The sequence below is a fragment of the Kribbella sp. NPDC004875 genome (assembly GCF_042873375.1).
Taxonomy (GTDB): Bacteria; Actinomycetota; Actinomycetes; order Propionibacteriales; family Kribbellaceae; genus Kribbella.
Map to the genome: position 1 here is coordinate 309,498 of NZ_JBIALI010000002.1, position 19,791 is coordinate 329,288.

General features: G+C 70.0%; 17 protein-coding genes. 9 read left to right on the plus strand and 8 right to left on the minus strand.

Going from position 1 to position 19,791, the window contains the following annotated elements; all coding sequences use genetic code 11:
• Positions 1-397: 397 nt before the first annotated feature.
• The 3 genes from ACFYRH_RS12585 to ACFYRH_RS12595 form a co-directional block, all read right to left on the minus strand.
• Positions 398-3,076: a DUF2510 domain-containing protein gene (locus tag ACFYRH_RS12585; protein WP_387772588.1), complete on the minus strand. Its 2,679-nt coding sequence runs from the start codon at positions 3,074-3,076 to the stop codon at positions 398-400.
• Between the two features lie 128 nt (positions 3,077-3,204).
• Positions 3,205-3,492, minus strand: a complete 288-nt coding sequence (locus ACFYRH_RS12590) for an Lrp/AsnC family transcriptional regulator (RefSeq protein WP_387772591.1) — start codon at positions 3,490-3,492, stop codon at positions 3,205-3,207.
• Positions 3,493-3,532: 40 nt separating this feature from the next.
• The gene (locus tag ACFYRH_RS12595) at positions 3,533-4,330 is read right to left on the minus strand and encodes a helix-turn-helix domain-containing protein (RefSeq protein ID WP_387772594.1); all 798 of its coding nucleotides are present in this window, start codon (positions 4,328-4,330) and stop codon (positions 3,533-3,535) included.
• An 83-nt stretch (positions 4,331-4,413) separates the two neighbouring features.
• Between ACFYRH_RS12595 and ACFYRH_RS12600 the strand changes: the two genes are divergently transcribed.
• Positions 4,414-4,833, plus strand: a complete 420-nt coding sequence (locus ACFYRH_RS12600; RefSeq protein ID WP_387772597.1) for a hypothetical protein — start codon at positions 4,414-4,416, stop codon at positions 4,831-4,833.
• 11 nt (positions 4,834-4,844) lie between these two features.
• On the opposite strand, the gene ACFYRH_RS12605 is transcribed toward ACFYRH_RS12600, so the two are convergent.
• Positions 4,845-6,638 (minus strand): DEDD exonuclease domain-containing protein, encoded by a 1,794-nt coding sequence (locus tag ACFYRH_RS12605; protein WP_387772600.1) that lies wholly within the window; start codon positions 6,636-6,638, stop codon positions 4,845-4,847.
• Between the two features lie 225 nt (positions 6,639-6,863).
• Here ACFYRH_RS12605 and ACFYRH_RS12610 point away from each other — a divergent pair, with 225 nt between their 5' ends.
• From ACFYRH_RS12610 to ACFYRH_RS12640, 7 genes are all read left to right on the plus strand, one after another.
• Entirely contained in the window at positions 6,864-8,129 is a 1,266-nt protein-coding gene (locus tag ACFYRH_RS12610; RefSeq protein WP_387772603.1) for an NYN domain-containing protein, read from the plus strand.
• A gap of 109 nt (positions 8,130-8,238) precedes the next feature.
• Positions 8,239-8,442: a hypothetical protein gene (locus ACFYRH_RS12615; protein WP_387772606.1), complete on the plus strand. Its 204-nt coding sequence runs from the start codon at positions 8,239-8,241 to the stop codon at positions 8,440-8,442.
• 315 nt (positions 8,443-8,757) lie between these two features.
• Positions 8,758-9,813: an NlpC/P60 family protein gene (locus tag ACFYRH_RS12620; protein ID WP_387772609.1), complete on the plus strand. Its 1,056-nt coding sequence runs from the start codon at positions 8,758-8,760 to the stop codon at positions 9,811-9,813.
• 91 nt (positions 9,814-9,904) lie between these two features.
• Positions 9,905-11,404 carry a hypothetical protein gene (locus ACFYRH_RS12625; RefSeq protein WP_387772612.1) on the plus strand — a complete coding sequence of 500 codons (1,500 nt, stop codon included), beginning with the start codon at positions 9,905-9,907 and terminating at the stop codon, positions 11,402-11,404.
• Positions 11,397-12,641 (plus strand): M48 family metallopeptidase, encoded by a 1,245-nt coding sequence (locus tag ACFYRH_RS12630; RefSeq protein WP_387772615.1) that lies wholly within the window; start codon positions 11,397-11,399, stop codon positions 12,639-12,641. Before ACFYRH_RS12625 ends, ACFYRH_RS12630 begins: the two co-directional genes overlap by 8 nt.
• Positions 12,638-13,750: a glycosyltransferase family 4 protein gene (locus ACFYRH_RS12635; RefSeq protein ID WP_387772618.1), complete on the plus strand. Its 1,113-nt coding sequence runs from the start codon at positions 12,638-12,640 to the stop codon at positions 13,748-13,750. Before ACFYRH_RS12630 ends, ACFYRH_RS12635 begins: the two co-directional genes overlap by 4 nt.
• Before the next feature lie 194 nt (positions 13,751-13,944).
• Complete coding sequence (locus ACFYRH_RS12640) at positions 13,945-15,096, plus strand: alanine--tRNA ligase-related protein (RefSeq protein ID WP_387772621.1); 1,152 nt, start codon at positions 13,945-13,947, stop codon at positions 15,094-15,096.
• On the opposite strand, the gene ACFYRH_RS12645 is transcribed toward ACFYRH_RS12640, so the two are convergent.
• Genes ACFYRH_RS12645 through ACFYRH_RS12655 form a run of 3 tightly spaced genes read right to left on the minus strand, consistent with a single transcriptional unit; the run spans position 15,089 to position 17,769 of the window.
• Complete coding sequence (locus tag ACFYRH_RS12645; protein WP_387772624.1) at positions 15,089-16,060, minus strand: DMT family transporter; 972 nt, start codon at positions 16,058-16,060, stop codon at positions 15,089-15,091. The two genes, ACFYRH_RS12640 and ACFYRH_RS12645, sit on opposite strands and share 8 nt — an antisense overlap.
• 45 nt (positions 16,061-16,105) lie before the next feature.
• Complete coding sequence (locus ACFYRH_RS12650) at positions 16,106-16,765, minus strand: hypothetical protein (protein ID WP_387772627.1); 660 nt, start codon at positions 16,763-16,765, stop codon at positions 16,106-16,108.
• Positions 16,766-16,791: 26 nt separating this feature from the next.
• Complete coding sequence (locus ACFYRH_RS12655) at positions 16,792-17,769, minus strand: DUF5937 family protein (RefSeq protein WP_387772630.1); 978 nt, start codon at positions 17,767-17,769, stop codon at positions 16,792-16,794.
• Between the two features lie 81 nt (positions 17,770-17,850).
• On the opposite strand from ACFYRH_RS12655, the gene ACFYRH_RS12660 reads away from it, so the two are divergent.
• Positions 17,851-19,053: an MFS transporter gene (locus tag ACFYRH_RS12660; protein ID WP_387772633.1), complete on the plus strand. Its 1,203-nt coding sequence runs from the start codon at positions 17,851-17,853 to the stop codon at positions 19,051-19,053.
• Here ACFYRH_RS12660 and ACFYRH_RS12665 read toward each other — a convergent pair.
• Positions 19,013-19,762 (minus strand): SDR family NAD(P)-dependent oxidoreductase, encoded by a 750-nt coding sequence (locus ACFYRH_RS12665; protein ID WP_387772636.1) that lies wholly within the window; start codon positions 19,760-19,762, stop codon positions 19,013-19,015. The two genes, ACFYRH_RS12660 and ACFYRH_RS12665, sit on opposite strands and share 41 nt — an antisense overlap.
• Positions 19,763-19,791 lie beyond the last annotated feature (29 nt).

The following is a 19,791-nucleotide window of genomic DNA, read 5'->3' on the forward strand; positions in this document are numbered from 1 at the left end:
CGTGCCCGGCTGGGGAGTGCCGTGTTGGGAACCGGCGTGGTGTGGCCGGGGCTGTTGCCGGCCCGGCTGTGGTTGCGTGCCCCACATCGGTGCGCCTGGCTCTTGTGGGCCGGGCTGAGGTGCGGGCCGGCTGGTCCAGTGTTGTTGCTGGGGTGGCGCCGCGTGCTGTGGGCGCGTCGGCGGTGGGGGCGGCGGCGCAGGCGCGGGCGACTGTCCGAACAGCGCATCCGAGGAACCGTCCGACGACGCCTGCCCCGGCTGCTGCCCCGGCTGCTGATGGGCGGGGGAGGGGGGCGCTTGGGGGGTGCCGGCGAGGGGGTCGCCTGTGGGTGGGCGTGCCGGATCGGCGGGGGCGCCCGGGGGAGCGCTGTGCCGGGGCGGGTTCTGGTCTTCGTTCTCAGCCAACGTTGATTCCCTTGTAGGCCTGACTCTCGGCCGCCTTCAGGTCTGCCCGGTTGTTCGGGATTCCGCTGATGTAGGCGACCGCCGTTCCGTCACCGAGGTCGAAAACGGCCACCGTCAGGGTAAGCACTCGATCGGTCACCGCGGCCGACTTCGCGGTCACGGTCTGCTGGAAGAACCAGCCGGCTTTGCCGGACCGCTTCACTGCCCCGTTCGCGATCGTGGTGTAGGTCACCGGGATGGTTCCGTACATGTCCTTCCGCAGCTGCACCGACAGCGTCGCCGCGGTCGCCTTCGGGTCACCGTTGAACCCGGATCCGGTCCCGAGACCACCGACGAAGATGTCCGCGCTCCAGTCGTCCGAACCGTTCGCGTTCTCCTGCAGGACGATCCGCTGGCCGGCCGAGTTGAGCAGCTGCTGGACAAGTCGCTTGCGGTCCGACCACGGCGGGTTCCGGCGTGGGAACGAGATCGCGTCGGACGCGATCCGGCCGAAGCCCTCGTGCAGCTTCGGGTTCTTCGACTGGCCCGGCTTGGTACTCGACTCGCCCGTCGGCTGCCCGGTCGGGGAGGTGCTCTGGGTCGGTGCACCGGTCGGGTTCGGGCCGGCCTGCTTGTCGTCGCCGCCCTTGGTGATCAGGACCACCGCGAGGGCGATCACCAGCACCAGCGCGACACCACCGGCGATGATCAGCGGCAGCTTCGCACCGAACGGTCCGCCGCCACCGCCAGGCCCCTTCGGCTTCTTTCCCTTGCTCTTGTCCTTGCCGACCCCCGAGCTCAGGTCGGCCTGGCCGCCCCAGGCGTCGTTGCCGTCGTCACCCCAGGCGCGCTGAGTCTGCTGATCGCCCCACGCCTGCTGGCCACCGCCCTGCTGCAGCGCCTGCGGACCGCCAGAGCCCTGCCCCTGCTGGGCGCCCCACGGCTGCCCTCCCTGCTGCTGCCCAGAGCCCCACGCCTGGTCGCCACCCTGCTGACCGGAGCCCCAAGACTGCCCCGTCTCCTGCGTGGCACCCCAGCTCTGCTGGCCGGACTGGTGAGTGTCACCCCAGCCGTTGCCTTGCTGGTCGTCACTCTGCTGCACAGGCCAGCTCTGGCCACCCCACTGGTCGACCTGCTGCCCGCTCTGCGTATCCGCCGTCGCCTGCTGACCCCAAGGCCCAGACTCCTGTACGGCGGTGTGCTGGTCGCCAACGCCCCACCCGTTGTCTGCCGCCTGCGAACCGGCCCCGGCCGCACCCTGCTGCGCGCCCCAGCCTTCCTCACCCGCATGCGGGTCGTCCCAGCCATGCGAAACCTGCCCACCCGACTGCTGATCACCCCAGCCGGCGTCCTGACCGCCAGACTCCTGGTGACCCCAACCGCCCCCTTGCCCACCGCCCTGCTGGTTCTCCCAGCTTGGCTGAGGTCCGCCCGCCTGCTGGTTCTCCCAGCTCGGTTGCGGTCCGCCCGCCTGCGGGTTGCTCCAGCTGGTGTCCTCGCCGGTGGACTGATCGCCGTTCCAGCTCGTCGACTGTACGGTGGTCTGCTCGTTGTCCCAGGTCGGCTGCTGCGTGGTCGGTTGCTGCGTGGTTGGCTGCTGCGTGGTGGATTGCTGGTCGTTCGAGCTCTGGCCCTGGCCGGTCGTCGGCTGGTCGCCCCACAGCTGCACCGGCTCGGGCTGCTGATTGCTGGATGCGCCCCAGGCTGGTTGCTGTTGCGTGGAATCGTCCGCAGCCGGCACGGTCCAGAGCGGTGCTGCCTTCTCGGGGGTCTGCAGGTCGTCTTCGTCCTGCGCCTCGACACCCCACGACGGCCCGTCGCCGGCCTGCTGATTGTCGGCCTCACCCGACTGGCTACCCCAGTCAGGCTGCAGCTCCGTGATCCCTTCGTCGTCGAAACCCTCCGAGTGCACACCCTCGCCGACGGAGGACTGCGTGCCCGCAGACTCCGTGCCGGTGGACTGCGCTTCGGAGGCGTTCGACTCGGAGGTTGGCTGTGTGGAGGGGACGGTCGACGGCGGGATGTTCGCGCCGGCGGCCTCGACGTCCTCCTTCGGCGTCGGCGCGAACCTCGGTTGCGCGGTCCAGCTGACGTCGGACCAACCCTGGGTCGAAGCGGTACCTGTCGCGGCACCGGACTCGGTGGCCGGATCATCCGAAGCGTCGGACGGATCCGGCGCGAGCTTCAGCGTCCAACCGTTGGTCTGCTCCGCCGGCCGCGTCTCCTGTACGGCGGCTGCGGCCGCGGCTGCCGCCTCTGCCTCGGTGATCTCACGCTGCGTCCAGTGCTCGGACGGCGCCGGCGCGATCTCCGGGGCGTTCCACGTGGCCTTCGCCCGCTCGGCCGGCGACGGCACGGTGTGTTCGGCCCCGTCACCCGGCCCCGGCTCGCCAACCACAGTCGCACCCGTCGACTGCGTTGGTTGTCCGGTCGGCTGAGGAGCGGTTTCGGGGTAGCTCTGGATCTGGGTGGAGTCGTCCGGGGAGACGGCGCGCAGGTGTGGGCCGTTGCTCGGCTGTGCGTCGCCGGGAGTGGACGGCTCCGGAGTGGGGGACGGCTGCGGGGAGGGATCCTCCTGCGCGGCTGCGTCCTCCTTCTCGGTTTTGTTGGTCCACTTCTCCCCGTTCCAGAAGCGGATGGTGTTGGGCTGGCCGGTGGGGTCGGGGTACCAGCCGGCGGGCGGGTTGCTCATCCGCGTCCTCGCTCGGCGGTCGGCACGACGGTGCGGACCGCGGCGGACTCGGCACTGAACTGGCCCCGGACGTTCATGTGTTCACCGTAACTTCAGCTCGTGTCAGCCGGACCGAATCGGACGGGTCCTCAGACACCGTCCTCCTGACCCAGGCTGAAGGCGGCTTCCAGGTCGTGACTGGAGTACGCGCGGAAGGCGATGTGCGTCTCGGTGCTGAGGACGCCGGGCACCCGGTTGACGTGCTCGGGGATGACGGTGGCCAGGTCGTCGTGCCGCGCGACCCGGACGAGCGCGACCAGGTCGAGCCCACCGGTCACGGAGTACACCTCGCTGACGCCCTCGATCGCGGCCACCTGCTCGGCGACCTCCGGGATCCGTGCGACGTCGGCCTTGATGAACACGATCGCGGTGACCATGCCGTCCTCTCCTCGGAACTCACTCAGCACCAGAAACTACTCACACCCCAACCCGCTGAAGCATAGTGCGGTCAAGGCCTCGCAACGCCGTCGCCGTCCGTTCGTCGGCGGGCAGGAACGCCTCCATCCGGAGCTCGGCCACCGTCACGTCGAGCGCGGTCGCGAACCTGGTCAGCGTGGTGATCAGCCGCAGCTCCTCGTCCACGGACCGCAGCCGCAGCGGTACGGCGAACCCGAGGTGGTCCGGCCCCACCTCCGGACGCGGCGGGATCAGCTCGGTCAGCTCCGCGATCAGTACGTCGGCCGCCTGGTTCGGCACCAGCGCGGCCTCGCGGGTCAGACCGTCGATCACATGCCACGACCACTCGGCGAGGTTCACGATCCGCGGCGCCAGCCCGTCCGGGTGCAGGAGCAGCCGCGGCACCGACACCGGCGGCTCCAGCAGGTACGGCGCGACGCCCCGGCACAGCGCCTCGAACGACCGGTTCGCGAGCACCACGTCACCCCGGCGGTCCACCACGACGGCCGGACTCGGTCGATGCCCCTCGAGGATCCCGGTCAGCGCCGTGCGGATCGCCCCGAGCTGCGCGTCGGCGTACGGCGTCTCGTCGTACGCCGGGGCGTACCCGCCGGCCACCAGCAACTGGTTGCGTTCCCGCAGCGGCACCTGGAGTGACTCGGCGAGCCGGATGACCATCTCGCGGCCCGGCACCGACCGGCCGCTCTCGATGAAGCTCACGTGCCGCTGTGTCGTCCCCGCGCGCAGCGCGAGCTCCAGCTGACTCACCCGCCGCCGATTGCGCCATGCCCGCAACCCCACCGCCACCTCGGATTCCATACCCGTGTTCTAGCGGATGCCACCGACAGTCGATTCCTGCCGGGGAATTGAGCGGCCGACGGCGTCACGGCAAGGTCGTGGACGTGAACGACAACACTGCTGAAGAGCTCGCGAAACGTTATGTGGCAGTCTGGAACGAGCCCGACGCCGAAGCCCGCCGTACGGCGGTCGCGGGGCTGTGGGCCGACGACGGCGTGCACCTGCTCGAGCCGCCGGAGGAGATCGTCAAGCGCGCCGGCGAGATCGGTGTCACCGCCACGCTGGAGGCGCGCGGCCACGCGGAGCTGGTCCGCCGGGTGACCCGCGCGTACGACGAGTTCGTCGCGCCCGGGCAGTACGAGTTCGTGCCGCACGGCGAAGCCACCGGGCTCCGGGACCTGGTGAAGCTGCGGTGGGCGATGGTGCCGGCCGGCGGCGGCGAGGCGCTTGCCATCGGCATCGATCTGCTGCTGCTCGGTCCGGACGGCCGGATCGTCACCGACTACCAGTTCATCGAGGGGTAGGGCGTGTCTGCCTAGCCGACCCGGGCAGGCCCCAGCGGACGGAGGTTGCGGCGGCGTTCGGTGGGGTGCTGGTGCCGGTCGGAGTTGGCGTTGTCGAGGCGCGTCAGGTGCCGGCCGGCGCCGCTGACCGGGCAGGTCCAGGTGCCGTCCATCTCGACCAGGCGGATGCCGGGCAGTTCGAGCCAGCGCAGGATCAGCTCGATCTCCTCGGGCGACGCGGCCGCGACCGGGCCGATCCCGGGCAGCACGGTCTCGGCGGATGCCCGCAGCATCTCCAGGTGCGGGCGCGGATCCGTCCCGCGCGGGGTGAACCCGGCCGCCGCGAGCCGCCCGCGGCGGATCACGTGCAGCTCCCAGCCGCCGTCCTCGGTCCGCCGGGCGGCGCAGATCTCGGCGCACCCGGTCACCGACGCCATCCGCTGCATCCGCGCCGAACTCCGCACGAACGCACCCAACCGATCCCGGTGGACGGCCGCATCCTCGAACCGCTCGTCCGCCGACAGGACGTCGATCCGCCGGTCCAGCGCGTCGACCACCGGAGTCGGGTCGTCGGTCAGCGCGGCCCGCAGCGCGGACACGAACTCGCCGTACGAGTCGGCGGAGATGCGGCCGTCGCACGGCGCGACACAGCGGCCCATCTCGGCCAGCACACACGGCGACAGTTGCGGGTGCCGGGACATCCGCGCGGTGCACTGCCGGATCGGGAACGCCTCGTGCAACGCGGCCATCGCCCGCTCGGCGGTCTTTCGCGAGCTGAACGGCCCGAGATACCCGGCGTCGTCGTCGCGCACCTGTTTGACCAGCGACAACCGCGGAAACGGTTCGACCGTGACCTTCAGCCAGTGTTGCCGCTCCGGGAACTTCGACCGCCGGTTGTACCGCGGTTTGTGCTCCGCGATCAGCCGTAGCTCGCGGACCTCGGCCTCTAGCGGCGTGCCGCACTCGATCCCGCGGACACCGGTGGCGATACCGACCATCTCACCGATCCGGTTCCTGGTCTCGGACGCGGTGAAGTACGACCGGACGCGCGTCCGCAGGTCCTTGGACTTCCCGACGTACAGCACCTCGCCGCGGTCGTCGGTGAACAGGTACACACCCGGTGCGTGCGGCAAACTCTCGGCCAGGTGCCGCTTGGCCCGCACCGCCGGCGCGACCCGGGACGAGTACGTCTGCAGATCCTCCAACGTTTGGACGCCCAACGACCCGACCCGCTCGAACAGCCCGTGCAGTACGTCGACGGTGGCGCGAGCGTCGGACAGTGCGCGGTGGTTCGGCGTGGTGGTGGTCCGGAACAGTTTCGCGAGCGTGCCGAGCTTGCAGTTCGGCGCCTCGTCGGGGGTGATCACGCGACGCGCCAGCAGCGCGGTGTCGACGACGGCGAAGTCGGGCCAGTCGTACCCGTGCACGAGGCTCTCGTGTTTCAGGAAGCCCATGTCGAACGGCGCGTTGTGCGCGACCATCACGCAGCCGTGCGCGAACTCGAGGAACGCGGGCAGCACCGACTCGATCCGGGGTGACGAGGCAACCATCCCGTTGGTGATGCCGGTCAGCACGGCGATGAACGGCGGGATCGCCTCGGACGGGTTCACCAGGGTCTGGAACTCGCCGACCACCTCGCCGGCCCGCACCTTCACCGCGCCGATCTCGGTGATGCCGCCCTCGCCCGGCGGATTGCCGGTCGTCTCCAGGTCCACCACGCAGAACGTGATGTCGCGCAGGGGTGTCCCCAGGTCGTCGAAGCTGTGCTGGACGCCGCGGATCGGCAGCTGCGGATCCGGGGTCTGCGCACGCCCTGGGCTGGTCATGGCCACGACGCTAGGAGGGGCCACCGACAATTCCGCAGGTGACACGCCTGCGAGTCGACTAGGCTCTCGGTATGCGTACACAGGCGATCACCGCGAATCCGGGCCGGACGCCCGTTCGTTGTGGTCTGCGTCACTGGCCGAGCAGCAGCTCCCAGGCCGTCGTTCCAGCCGGACTGCGGACCGGTGACTGAAGCAGGCACCGCCGCGAGCTCCGCCACTACGACTTTGCCTGAACCGGTCCGGCAACGCGTCCTGACCCTCGCCGCGCACGCCCTCGGCCAGCTTCCCGCGACCGACATCCCGGCGCCGTTGCGCCGGTTCGCCAGCTTCGCGCCGGCGAAACGCGCGAAGCTGTCCGCGTCGGTGCTCGGCCCGATCCTGGAGACCGACGACCACTTCCGCCGGCTGACCGCCTTCGAGGTACGCCGTGAGCACCCGGAGCTCGGCGACGCGGTCGCGGACGGTGTAGCGGTCCCGGCGGCGGATCCGGTGGAGGTCGCCGCCCTCGCGTATCTGCTCCGGCCGGACGACTGGGAGCAGCACGTCGCGGCCGCCGCCCAGGTCCCGGTGGAGAACCCGAACGCCGACTCCGCGGCGGTCGACCGGCTCGCGGACCAGCTCGACCAGGCCCGCACGGAGACCCGGCAGGTCCGCGAACGGCTTCGTGAACAGGTCAACGAGCTGAAGTCCGAGAACGTCACGCTCCGCCGCAAGCTGAACGAGGCACGCCAGCGGATCGCCGGTCTGCAGAGCGAAGTCGAGCAACGCACCAAGGAGGCCGAGACCGCCGACGAACGCGTCGAGGCGGCCCGTGCCGAAGTTGAGCGTGAGCTGCGCAAGCTGCGATCCCGGATCACCGAGCTCGAGGCGGTCGAGCACGCGGCCCGGCGTACTGCAGGGCAGGAACGGGAGCTCGCCTCGACGCGGACCCGCTTGCTGCTCGACACGTTGCTGGAGGCAGCGAGCGGGCTACGGCGCGAGTTGGCGCTGCCACCCGGGGGAGAGCTCCGGCCTGCCGACACGGTGGCCGGCTCCGAGCCGGAGGCGGCCCCGGTCGGGCGTACGGCGCCCGAGGACGACCCGGCGTTGTTCGACGAGTTGCTGGCGTTGCCGCAGGTCCACCTGATCATCGACGGCTACAACGTGACGAAGACCGCCTGGCCGAACTCGCCGCTGCACTCGCAGCGTCAGCGACTCGTCACCGCACTCGGTGCGTTGGTGGCGCAACGCCGCGTCGAAGTGACCGTCGTCTTCGACGGCGCCGAGCTGTCCGGCCCGGTGCAGCTGAATCCACCGCGCGGCGTGCGGGTGCGGTTCAGCCCGGCCGGTGTGATCGCCGACGAGGTGATCCGGCAACTGGTCCGCGCCGAGCCGCCGGGCCGCCCGGTCGTGGTGGTCTCCACCGACCGCGAAGTTGCCGAGAGCATCATCAAGCTCGGAGCCCGTGCACTCTCCGCGACCAGCCTGATCGCGCGCATCGCCCGTACCTGACGAACGGAAATTGTCGGCGGGGGTCTCTAGCGTCCTTCTCAGCCGGATGCAAGTCCGGGTGCTTCCCCCCTTGGAGGATGTTGTGCTGATCGACTGCGACGCTTGTGTGATGAAGGGTCCGGGCTGCCAGGACTGTGTGGTCACGGTGGTGCTCGGGTTCTCGGCCGAACGGTCCGGCAGCCTGCGGATCGACGACGACGAGAAGGCCGCGCTGGACGCCCTGGCCGACTCCGGACTGGTCCCGCCGCTACGCCTCGTGCACGCGGTGAACAGCGTCGACCCGACCGTCGACCCGAAGGAACAGACCGGCTGACACGCCGACGGCATGTCCGGACCATGCCACCTGGTGGTGCCGCGCGCCGGGACCGAAACCCCTGTATGGGAAGGCGAAACGACCGTTTGGCCGGAACCGGCCTTCGTTAATTTTCGATCAAACCCGAGGGGCGAATTGCACTGGTCACGAAACGGTCACTACTGTTACCTCTCGTTGCCTCAGGGTGTCGGCCGCTCCGGCCGACCGGGTAGCAGGAAAGCCGAGGGAGTGATCCGGCGGATCCTGCGGGCGTGACGTCCGCGGTGGGCCTGATCAACGGGGACGGCGCGAGCAGAGGAAGGGACCGACCGGGCTGTGTCCATCGGACGCATCAACCGCACCAAGGGAATCGCCCTCGCCGCCATCACCAGCACGGCTGTCGCCGCGGGTGTGCTCTTCATCCAGGGGGCGGCCGACGCCGAACCCAAGCCCACCCTGGACCAGGCGAAGAAGCAGGTCGCCGCGCTGCAGGAGAAGGCCGGCGCGATCGGCGAGTCGGCGAACGATCTGCGTGGTCAGATCACCGCCTCGAGCGCCCGCGTGAAGGCTCTGCAGGCCGGCATCGCCAAGCAGCAGGCGCAGGTCGATTCGGTGAAGCGGCAGATCGGTTCCCTCGCGGTCGCCGGCTACCAGACCTCCGGGATCTCCACGACGGCCCAGCTGTTGCTGTCGACGAACCCGGACCAGTTCCTCAGCCAGGCCTCGACCGCGCAGGCCTTCGCCGGCCAGCAGAACTCGGCACTGCGTCGCTACCAGGTCGCCCAGGGCAAGCTCACCGACCTGCAGGCCAGCGAGCAGACCGAGCTGGCCGCGCTGCAGGCCGTGCAGTCGAAGCAGGACGCGCTCAAGAAGCAGATCCAGGACAACCTGGACGCCGCGCAGAAGGTGCTCGACAAGTTGAGCGACGCCGAGCGCAAGCGCCTCGAGGAAGAGAACGCCAAGGAGGCGGAGGCGGCGCGTAAGCAGCGCCCGACCCGCAGCGGCGACCGCACCGGCGAGGACATCCCGAACATCCCGGCCAGCGGCCGCGGCGCGATCGCTGTGAACGCGGCGCTGTCCCAGCTCGGCGACCCGTACGTCTGGGGCGCCGACGGACCGAGCTCGTACGACTGCTCGGGCCTGACCATGTACGCCTGGGGCAAGGCCGGCGTGTCGCTGTCGCACTCGTCGAAGGCGCAGACCGGTGAGGGCCGCCGGGTCAGCCGCTCCGAGCTCGCGCCGGGCGACCTGGTCTTCTACTACAGCCCGGTCAGCCACGTCGCCATCTACCTCGGCAACGGCCGGATCGTGCACGCGCCGCGTCCGGGCAAGAGCGTCGAGATCGCCCCGCTGGACGAGATGCCGATCAACAGCATGGTCCGTCCGGGCTGACCTGAGACCTTTGACATACTCTGCGGCTCCGGGGATCTCTCCCCGGAGCCGAGTCATTGTGTGGTGATGCCGTAGTGTCGGAGGAGGCCGGGTGTCCCGCCTGACTGGGGCAGGTGAGCAGCGAGGGGCCGAGGTGATCGACGAGCACGGCGACACGGTTCCGTTGCCGGTGGTCCCATCGTCTGATGACGTACCGAAGTCACTCGACCACCGCCAGGAGTCGTACGCCGGGCCGCCGCCACAGGAGGATGACAGGCAGCGCCCGCCGTTCGCGCCGATCCTGAAGAAGGTCGCCCTCGGTGTCGCCGTCTGCCTGGTCGCCGGAGCCGGGTACGCCGGACTTCAGCACCTCGCCAACGCGCCGGCCGACCCGAACGCGCCCGGAGCCCGGCCGCCCGCGTCCAGCGCGTCGACACCCGACCAGGCGCAGGCCGGCGTCCAGCGGGCCGTGGCCGGCGAGGCCGTGCTGCAGAAGATGACCGACGCGGTCGAGAACGACAACCGCACGGAGTTCCTGAACACGATCGACCCGAAGGCCACGGGCTTCCGGGCCAGCGCGCGGACGATCTTCAGCAACTTGACCACGCTCCCGATCGGCACGTTCCAGCTGCGCTACGTGAGCGACGACATCGGTGCCCTGACCCCGGACCGCCAGAGTCAGCTCGGCGGCAGCCAGTCCTGGCTGGCCCAGGTCGAGGTCTCCTGGCAACTCACGGGGTACGACGTGAAGCCCGCGCGCGAGACCCTCCCGGTGACGTTCGTGATCCGGGACGGGAAGACGTATGCCGCGTCGTTCTCCGAGCGGTTCGCCGCCGGGCAACGAAAGCCGATCTGGGCCCTCGGGCCGGTGGACGTGGCGAAGGGCAAACACAGCCTGGTGATCAGCCTCGACTCCGAGTCCGAGGCCCGGAGTTACGTTTCGGTCGCCGACAGGGCGGTTGAGTCGGTGAGCAAGGTCTGGGGCAAGAGCTGGCGGCAGAAGGTGATCGTCTATCTGCCCGCCCAGCAGGCGCAGATGGAGGGTGTCCTCGGCGCGCAGCCGAACACGTACACCCAGATCGCCGCGGTGACCTTCGCCGAGCTGGACCAGCCGGCCGTGGGCGCGCCGGTGCGGATCGTGGCGAACCCGAAGCTGTTCGAGGAGCTCGGCAAGCAGGGCCGCCGGATCGTCCTGACCCACGAGACCACCCATGTCGCGTCGACCGCGACCGCCTCGCCGGTACCGTTGTGGTTGGCCGAGGGTTTCGCGGACTATGTCGCGTTCACCGCCGTGCCGGTGCAGGACGACTCGGCGGCCAAGGAGCTCTTCAAGGCCGTGCGGGCCGGCAAGGTGCCGGCGACGTTGCCGACGACGGAGGCCTTCGCGGCGTCGGCGGCCGAGCTGCCGCAGGCGTACGAGTCCGCGTGGCTGGCCTGCCGGCTGATCGCGGAACGTGACGGGCAGGCGAAGCTGGTGAGGTTCTACCGGACCGTGCACGCGTCGAAGTCGTCGACCGGGCTGGCGGACGCGTTCACGTCGGTGCTCGGGATGACCGAGGCCGAGTTCGTCGTCGAGTGGCAGAAGTACCTGAAGAGGCTCGCCGGTGCCTAGGCCGTCCAGCCGGTGGGCGCCCCGCGCCGCCGGCGGTCTGCTGGCGCTCGCGCTGGTCTTCACGATCGCCGTCACCACGCCGTGGCACCTGATCGACCTGCCGAAACCTGATGCCACGCTGGACTTCAGCACCGCCGAGATCGCCCGCCAGAACGCGTTCCGGCACGAGATGCTGCCGTGGTCGACCACGTCCTGGGTGATCTCGGTCGTGGTGCCGCTGGTGATCGGCTTCAGCCCGCTGGGCCGCCGCCTGTACGACGCTCTGCGGGTCCGCCCGTGGTTCCTCGCCGTACCGGTGACGGTCGCCGGGATCGCCTTGATCACCAACCTGCTCACCGTGCCGACCGACGTACTCGCGGAGCGGGTCAGCCTGAAGTACGGGCTGTCGGTGGAGAACTGGCGGTTGTGGGTCTGGGACCGCGGCGTCAACTGGGCGCTCACGTCTCTCGGGGTCGCGGTGATCGCGGTCGTCCTGATGGCGTTGGCGAAACGCCGTCCGCAGGGCTGGTGGTTGCCGGGGGCACTTGTCGCGGCGCTGCTGGTGCTCGGCGTCTCGTTCGCGTACCCGGTGCTGGTCGAGCCGCGCTTCAACAACTTCACCTCGATGCCGGCCGGTGCCCTGCGCAGCGACTTCCTGAAGCTGGCGGACGCGGACGGCGTACCGGTGCAGGATGTGCTGGTCGCGGACGCGTCGAAGCGGACGACGGCCCTGAACGCGTACGTGTCCGGGTTCGGGTCGACGCGCCGGCTGGTCGTGTACGACACGCTGCTGAAGGACACGCCGCCGGCCCAGATCCGGCTGGTGGTCGCGCACGAACTCGGGCACGCCGCGGAGGACGACGTACTGCACGGGACACTCATCGGAGTGCTCGGGACGGCATTCGGGGTCACGTTGCTGTACCTGCTGCTCGGCGCGCGGATGGCTGATCCGCGGAAGGTCGGCGTGTTCGTGGCGCTGGTCGTCGTCGCCACGACGCTGGCGAGCCCGGTGCAGAACCTCGTCAGCCGGAAGATCGAGGCGCGCGCCGACTACCACTCGCTCCGGTTGACGAACGATCCGAGAGACTTCGTCGCGATGCAGCACGACCTGGCGGTGCGCAACATCTCCGGTCTCGACCCGAGTCGCTGGCGGTACTGGATGTTCGCGTCGCACCCGACCCCGCCGGAGCGGATCGCGATGGGCCGGGCGTGGGCGGCCCAGAACTCGGGCCCGGTCCCGCCGCTGGTCCGACGGTGACCGTCCTGGTCGTCACCAACGACTTCCCGCCACGGCAGGGTGGGATCGAGTCGTTCGTCCGGTCGTTGTGCGATGAACTGCCGGACGTCGTCGTCTACACGTCCCGCGAGCCAGGCGACACGGCGTACGACGCGACGCCGGCGTTCCCGGTGATTCGGGATCGGACGTCGATGTTGCTGCCGACAGCCCGCGTCACGAGGATGGCCGTGCGGCTGATGCGGGCGCACGATGCCGACCGGATCGTGTTCGGTGCCGCCGCGCCGCTCGGGCTGATGGGTCCGGCGCTGCGGCGCGCCGGAGCGCGGAAGATCGTCGCGATGACCCACGGACATGAGACGTGGTGGGCCGGCGTACCCGGTGCTCGGCAGGCGCTGCGCCGCATCGGCGACGCGGCCGACACGATCACCACGGTCTCGTCGTGGTGTGCGGACCGAATCGCCCCGGCGCTGTCTCCGCAGGCCGTACGGCGGATGCGCCGCCTGACTCCCGGTGTGGACACGAGCCGGTTCTTCCCGGGCTGCGGGGGAGAGCAGATCCGCAAGGGGCTCGGTCTGGAAGGCGTTCCGGTCGTGGTGTGTGTCGCGCGGTTGATCCCGCGGAAGGGTCAGGACACGTTGATCCGGGCCTGGCCGCGGGTGCTCGCCGCGGTGCCGTCCGCCAAGCTGCTGCTGGTCGGCGGGGGCCCGGATCGTGAGCGGTTGGAGGGACTCGCCGCCGAGGTGCCCGGGTCGGTCGTGTTCACCGGTGCGGTGCCCTGGGCCGGCATCCCGCCGTACGTCGACGCGGCCGATGTGTTCGCGATGCCGTGCCGGACGCGGCGCTTCGGTCTGGAGCCCGAGGCGCTCGGGATCGTCACGCTGGAAGCCTCCGCGACCGGCAAACCCGTGGTGGTGGGCGACTCGGGCGGTACGCCGGACACCGTCCGGCACGGCGAGACGGGTTTTCTCGTAGACCCCTACAACCCGGTGGCGGTCGCGGAGCGGATCACGCAGTTGCTGACCGATCAAGAACAGGCGAGAGCGCTCGGCGCCGCGGGCCGCGCGTGGGTGCGGGACAAGTGGACCTGGACACGCTCCGGAGCCGTGCTGAGGCAATTACTGGACATCTGACGCCGGCTGTCGTGTACTCTGGCCGACATGCACCGGATGTTCCGACTTGCCGCAGCCGTACGAGCTTCCCGCTCCCCGGCTGCCGCTGCCTGACATCCTCGAAACCTCCACCGGCGACCGGAAACGGTTCGCCGGTGTTGTTGTTTCCGTAGCCCGGTGGTCTGGTTCCGGTCCTAGTTCCCAAGGACAGAATCATGACCATCAGCAGGACTTTCATCGACTTCTTCAGCGACCGCGGTCACGTCCCGACCACCGGGTCCACGCTCATCCCGCGGCTCGGCGATCCGGTGCTCTTCACGACCTCCGGGATGCATCCACTGACGCCGTACCTGGAGGGTGAACCCCATCCACTGGGGCGCAGACTCGTGGGCATTCAGCGATGCCTGCGCACGACCGACCTCGACGAGGTGGGGGACCCGACGCACCTGACGGTGTTCGAGATGCTCGGGTCCTGGTCGCTCGGCGACTACGGGAGCAGCCAGACCCTGAAGTGGGGCTACGAACTGCTCACCACCCGCTTCGGGCTCGACCCGCGGCAGATGTACGTGACGGTGTTCGGCGGTGACGACCAGGTGCCGCTGGACCAGGAGTCGCTGACCACCTGGCAAGAGCTCGGCCTGCCGGTGGAGCTGACGACCGACGACAACTGGTGGTCGAACGGCCCGACCGGTCCGTGTGGCCCGGACTCGGAGATCTTCGTCTGGACCGGCGACGGCGACCCGCAGGGTACGCCGACCACGGACGACCGCTGGGTCGAGGTGTGGAACCACGTGATGATGCGCTACCGCCGGTACGATGACGGCTCGCTCGAGTCGCTGAAGCAGCAGAACATCGACACCGGGCTCGGGCTGGAGCGGCTGACGATGCTGCTCGAGGGCAAGCAGTCGGTGTACGAGACCTCGCTGTTCGAGCCGTGGATGCGGATCATCGGGTCGATGTGGAAGCTGGACGAGCGGTCCCGGCGGATCGTCATCGACCACCTGCGGTCGAGCATCGTGATCGTCGGCGACGGCGTGCACCCGTCGAACACCGGCCGCGGGTACGTGCTGCGCCGGCTGATCCGCCGGATGCTCACGGTGCTCTGGCGCGACGACGAGTCCCGGTCGCTGTCCGACGTGCCGGTCGAGTTGTTCGAGCACACCCTGAACCACTTCCACCAGGGTGAGACGGTGACGCTGATCCGGCGGATCCTGATCGACGAGGAGATCCGGTTCAGCAACCTGCTCGACCGCGGCCGGAAGGTGCTCAGCCACGAGCGCTTCCACAAGTCGCTCGACGACACCGACTACGAGTACCTGCACGACACGCACGGCCTGCCGCGCGAGTTGGTGGATTCGCTCAGATGACCGGATCCAGTACGTCGGTGCGGGGAGTGTCGGTGTCCGGGATCTCCGGGGGCACCACCTTCCCGACCGACGACTGGGCCACGAAGGCGCCGGCCAGCACGATCACGCCGCCGATGATCTGGTTGGTCCGCAGCGTCTCGCCGAGCAGGATCAGCGCGAAGATGCTGGCGGCCACCACCTCGAGGTACGCGACCGCTCCGCCGATCGCTGCCGACAGCCGCTGCACCGCGGCGGCGCCGGCGAGGTAGGCGACGACCGTGCTGACGACGATCAGCCAGGTCGCGAGCAGCCAGCCGGGCGCGTGCCGGGAGCCGATCGCGGTCGACTCGACCAGCACGTGCCACGGAACACCCCACGGGCTCGAGATCAGCGTGAGGACGACCGCGCCGACGACACTGCCCGCGGCGGTCATCACCAACGGATCCGCGGCACCGGTCAGCTTCTCGATCAAGATGAAGTACGTCGCCTGGCACGCGGCCGCGCCGAGGCCGGCGAGCAGCCCGATCGCGTCGATCCGCAACCCGGACCAGATCTCGGCCACCGTCGCGAGACCGACGACCGCGATACTGACCCCGATCGCGGCCGACCGCGGTACGGCGACCTTCTGCCCGAACTTCAGCCACGCCACGACGAGCACCGGCCCGGAGAACTCGAGCATCAGCGCGACGCCCACCGGCAGCCGGCTGGCCGCGACGAAGAACAGCGTCTGGCACCCGGCGATCCCGGTCAGGCCGTAGAGCACGAGTGATTTCCAGGACGCCCGCGCCGCGCGCAGACCGGCGCGGCCGCGGAACACCAGCACGAGCGGTACGAGCAGCGCGGCGGCGCCGAGGATCCGTAACCAGGCCGCCTGCTCGGGGGTGAAGCCCGCCCCGATCAGGGCCTTGGCGAACGGCCCCGACCCTCCGAACGTGATCGCGGAGAAGACCGCGAACCCCAACCCCACCGACTTCGTGCTGTACACGACCATAACGGTCTCACGCCCATTACACCGCTGTCGAGAGAGATCTCAGAGGACGTTCACCGCGCGGGCTGCGATCACCGCCACGGTCAGTAGCGACACACCCGACTCGATGCCCATCAGCGTCTTCGTCCGCGCGGTCAGCGGCATCGTGTCGGTCGGGCTGAAAGCGGTCGCCGCAGTGAACGAGACGAACAGGTAGTCGGTGAATCCGGGCAGCCAGCCCTTCCAGCCGGGCAGGTCGACGGTCATCTGTGGGAAGAGCATGTCGGCGCGCTCGGCGGGGCGTTCGTGCTCCGGGGCGCGGGCGAACGGGCCGCCACCATCGACCTCCCAGTACCAGACCGCGAACGCGACGACGTTCGTCACCCAGATCAGGAGCGCGCCCTTCACCAGCACCAGGCCCTGGTTCGCGGCGCCGTGGTTCAGGAAGTAGATCATTCCGCCGAGGTAGAACACGTTGGCCAGCACGATGACCGCGAGCAGGATGAGCTCGACCCACCGCAGCCACGGCTCGTCGCGGCGCAGGTGGAACGGATTCATCCAGACGAGCGGCAGCAACAACAGGAGACCGAGGGTCGGCATCACCCACCGGGGTAGGCCGTTGATCTGCGTCGGTACCAGTAATTGCAGGACCAGGACCGCGACAACAGCCAGTGAGGCCGGCCATCGCCGAGTGTGACGCGTGCTGTGTACCTTCTCCTTCACCACAGCATTCTGACGCCCGATCCGGCTCAGCCGAGGGAGGCGTCGACGACGGCCTGTCCTACCTCGGTACGGCGGTAGTGGACCTGATGCCCGGTACGACGACGTGTCGCGAGCCCTGCGTCGTACAGCGCGGACAGGTGCTCGGCGACAGTGGCGAGCGCGAGACCGTAGTCCGCGGCCAACGCGCTCGTCGTGGCGGGCGGATCGAGGGCGACCAGGAGGGTGGCGCGGGTGCGGCCGAGGAGGCGGGCCAGCGAGTCCGGGGGAGTGGGCGCGTCGGACCACAGGCGGGCGGCGCCGCGGGCCGGGTACACGAGGGTCGGGTGGTAGGCCGGGTCGACGACGATGACGAGGAACGGCCAGGCGAAGACGCCGGGGACCAGGAGCAGGCCTTGGCCGGTGAGGTCGCGGTCCTCGGCCCGGTGCCGGGCGGCGACCAGGCGCTCGTCCTCCCAGGTGAGCGTCGGGTGCAGGTCGTCGAAGAGGCCCGCGAGGCCGTTGTCCGTGAGCTGCCGGCCGCGGTACGCGATGTCGTCCTCGAGCACCCGGCTGATCAGCGGCCAGTCGGGTTCGACCAGGGTCTGCCAGGCGCTCTCGATCGCGTCGGCGAGCCGTTCCCGGGTGCCGGCGACGTCGTCCAGCATGCGATTGATCACCGGCGCGGCCGGGTTGTTCAGTTCGTCACGGGATTGGACCAGCTCGCTGCGCACGCGCTCGAGCGGCGTACTCCGGACGCGGGCGATCTCGGTCGCGAACCTCGCCCGGGAGGCCTTGGGTGGTGGCGTCAGGAAGTCCGGTGTGTAGCCGGCGCGTGGCTGCAGGGCCTTCAGGCCGCGCAGGTCGACCGATGCGGCAGCCTCCCGCTTCGCCTCGACCCAGTCGGTGTAGAGCGGCCGGTGCCTTGACCCGTTCAGCACCCGCACCGCGGACATCGTCTCCCACAACGGCGAGACGCCGAACCGGCAGCGCAACGCGTCAGCCTGGGTGAAGCGCAGTACCGTCACGGCAGTGCGGTCATGATGGGGAACTTTCGGCCACAACCAAAACTCTACGCCGGACCGGACGGCGTCGGGCACGCTCGCGCCGTGACGTCCTATCGTGCGGTCCTCCGCGTTCCGGGTTTGCGGGCGGTGTACGCCGCGCACACCGTGTCCATGCTCGGTACCGTCGGCGCGCAGGTCGCGCTCTCGATCCTGATCTTCGAGCGCACCGGTTCGCCGCTGCTGTCCGCGCTGGTGCTGGTCTGCTCGTTCCTCCCGTACGCCGTCGGTGGCGTGCTGTTCTCCTCGGTGGCGGACCGGTTTCCGGCGCGCCGGGTGCTGGTGGTCTGCGATCTGCTGAGCGCGCTGTGCGTGGCCGGCATGCTGTTGCCGGGGATGCCGGTCGGCGGCCTGCTCGGTTTGCTGGTCTGCACCGGCGCGATCGCGCCGATCTTCGCCGGAGCCCGGGCGGCGAGTCTCGCGCACCTGCTTCCGCCGGACCTGTTCCCGGTCGGCCGGTCGTTGCTGCGGGCAATTGGTCAGATCGCGGTGCTGACCGGGTTCGCGCTCGGCGGCATCGCGGTCGCCGCGATCGGCGCGCGGTGGCTGCTGGTCGCGGAGGTCGTGACGTTCGTGTCGAGCGCGATCCTGATCGGCACGGGGACGCCGCCCACGCCCGCGGGGGAGCGGAAGAGCAACGCGGTCCGCGACTCGTGGTCGGGGCTGCAGGTCCTGTTCGCCAACGCCAAGCTCCGCAACCTGATCCTGCTGACCTGGGTGGCGCCGGCGTTCTCGTCCGTCCCGGACGGGCTCGCCGTTGCCTACACCGACCAGGTCGGTACGGCGGCCGCGGCGGCCGGTGCGCTGTTCACCGGTTACGCGGTCGGCGGTGTGGCCGGCGAGCTCGTCGTCGCGCGGTTCACCCCTTCCGTGCGGCGACGGCTCGTCGTCCCGTTCCTGCTGACCAGCCAGCTTCCCGCGATCGCATTCCTCGCCCAGCCGCCGATCCCGGTCGCGGCCGTCCTGCTCGCGATCTCCGGCGCCGGGTACGCGTTCAACCAGGGTGTCGACCCGTTGATCCTGCAGACGGTCGAACCGGCGTACCGCGGGCGGCTGTTCACCGTACAGACCAGCGGCCTGATGGCGATCCAGGGCGTCAGCATCGCCCTCGGCGGTGTCGTCGGCTCGTTCCTCGCACCGAACCTGACGATCGCCGCCGCCGGCATCCTCGGTACGGCGACCACGCTGCTGATCGCCCGTCAGGCGCTCACCACGGAGCCACGTCAGCCAGTGAGTCAGGCCCTCTGAAGACGCCGGTCGGGCCGTCTGCCGGCAGGGTCGCCAGCGCGACCGGAACCGCCGCGCCGTCCTCGACTGTCCGGGTGCCACGCGGGACGGAGGCCTCGGTGTTCAGGTCCGTCGGCACGAGGCCCGGGGTCGCGGCGTTCACCTTGATGCCGTCCGCGCGCAGTGCGCTCGCGTAGACCAGGGTCAGCGCGTTGAGCGCCGCCTTCGACGAGCTGTACGCGAGCAGGCCCTGCGTCGCGAGCCGTCCGTCGAGCTCCGACAGCAGGTTGACCGACCCGAGTCCGCTCGACATGTTCACGATCCGCGCGTTCGGCGACCGGCGCAGCAGTGGCACGAACGCGTTGATCGCCGAGACGACTCCGAACACGTTCACGTCGTACGCCGTCCGTACCTGCTCGGCCGTGATGTCGGCCACCGGCGTGCCCCACTCGGCGACGATGCCGGCGTTGTTCACCAGCACGTCCAGCCGGCCGGAGTCGGCGTCGACCTGCTTCGCGGCGGCCGCGACCGACTCCACGTCGGTCACGTCGAGCTGCACGAACCGTACGTCGAGACCCTCGCCGACGAGTTCCGCTGCCGCGGCGCCGCCCAAGGCGGCGTTGCGTGCTGCCAGATAAACCGTGAGGCCGCGCCGGCCGAGTTGCCGGACGATCTCGTGGCCGATGCCTTTGTTTCCGCCCGTCACCAGGGCGACTTCGTTCTGATTCATGCACCCAGTCCAGCGCGCGAACCCGCCGC

Coding starts and splice junctions, on each gene's coding strand:
- ACFYRH_RS12590 (WP_387772591.1), bottom strand. CDS start 3,492: ATGGTCACCGCGATCGTGTTCATCAAGGCCGACGTCGCACGGATCCCG.
- ACFYRH_RS12640 (WP_387772621.1), top strand. CDS start 13,945: ATGACCATCAGCAGGACTTTCATCGACTTCTTCAGCGACCGCGGTCAC.
- ACFYRH_RS12605 (WP_387772600.1), bottom strand. CDS start 6,638: ATGACCAGCCCAGGGCGTGCGCAGACCCCGGATCCGCAGCTGCCGATC.
- ACFYRH_RS12615 (WP_387772606.1), top strand. CDS start 8,239: ATGAAGGGTCCGGGCTGCCAGGACTGTGTGGTCACGGTGGTGCTCGGG.
- ACFYRH_RS12595 (WP_387772594.1), bottom strand. CDS start 4,330: ATGGAATCCGAGGTGGCGGTGGGGTTGCGGGCATGGCGCAATCGGCGG.
- ACFYRH_RS12665 (WP_387772636.1), bottom strand. CDS start 19,762: ATGAATCAGAACGAAGTCGCCCTGGTGACGGGCGGAAACAAAGGCATC.
- ACFYRH_RS12585 (WP_387772588.1), bottom strand. CDS start 3,076: ATGAGCAACCCGCCCGCCGGCTGGTACCCCGACCCCACCGGCCAGCCC.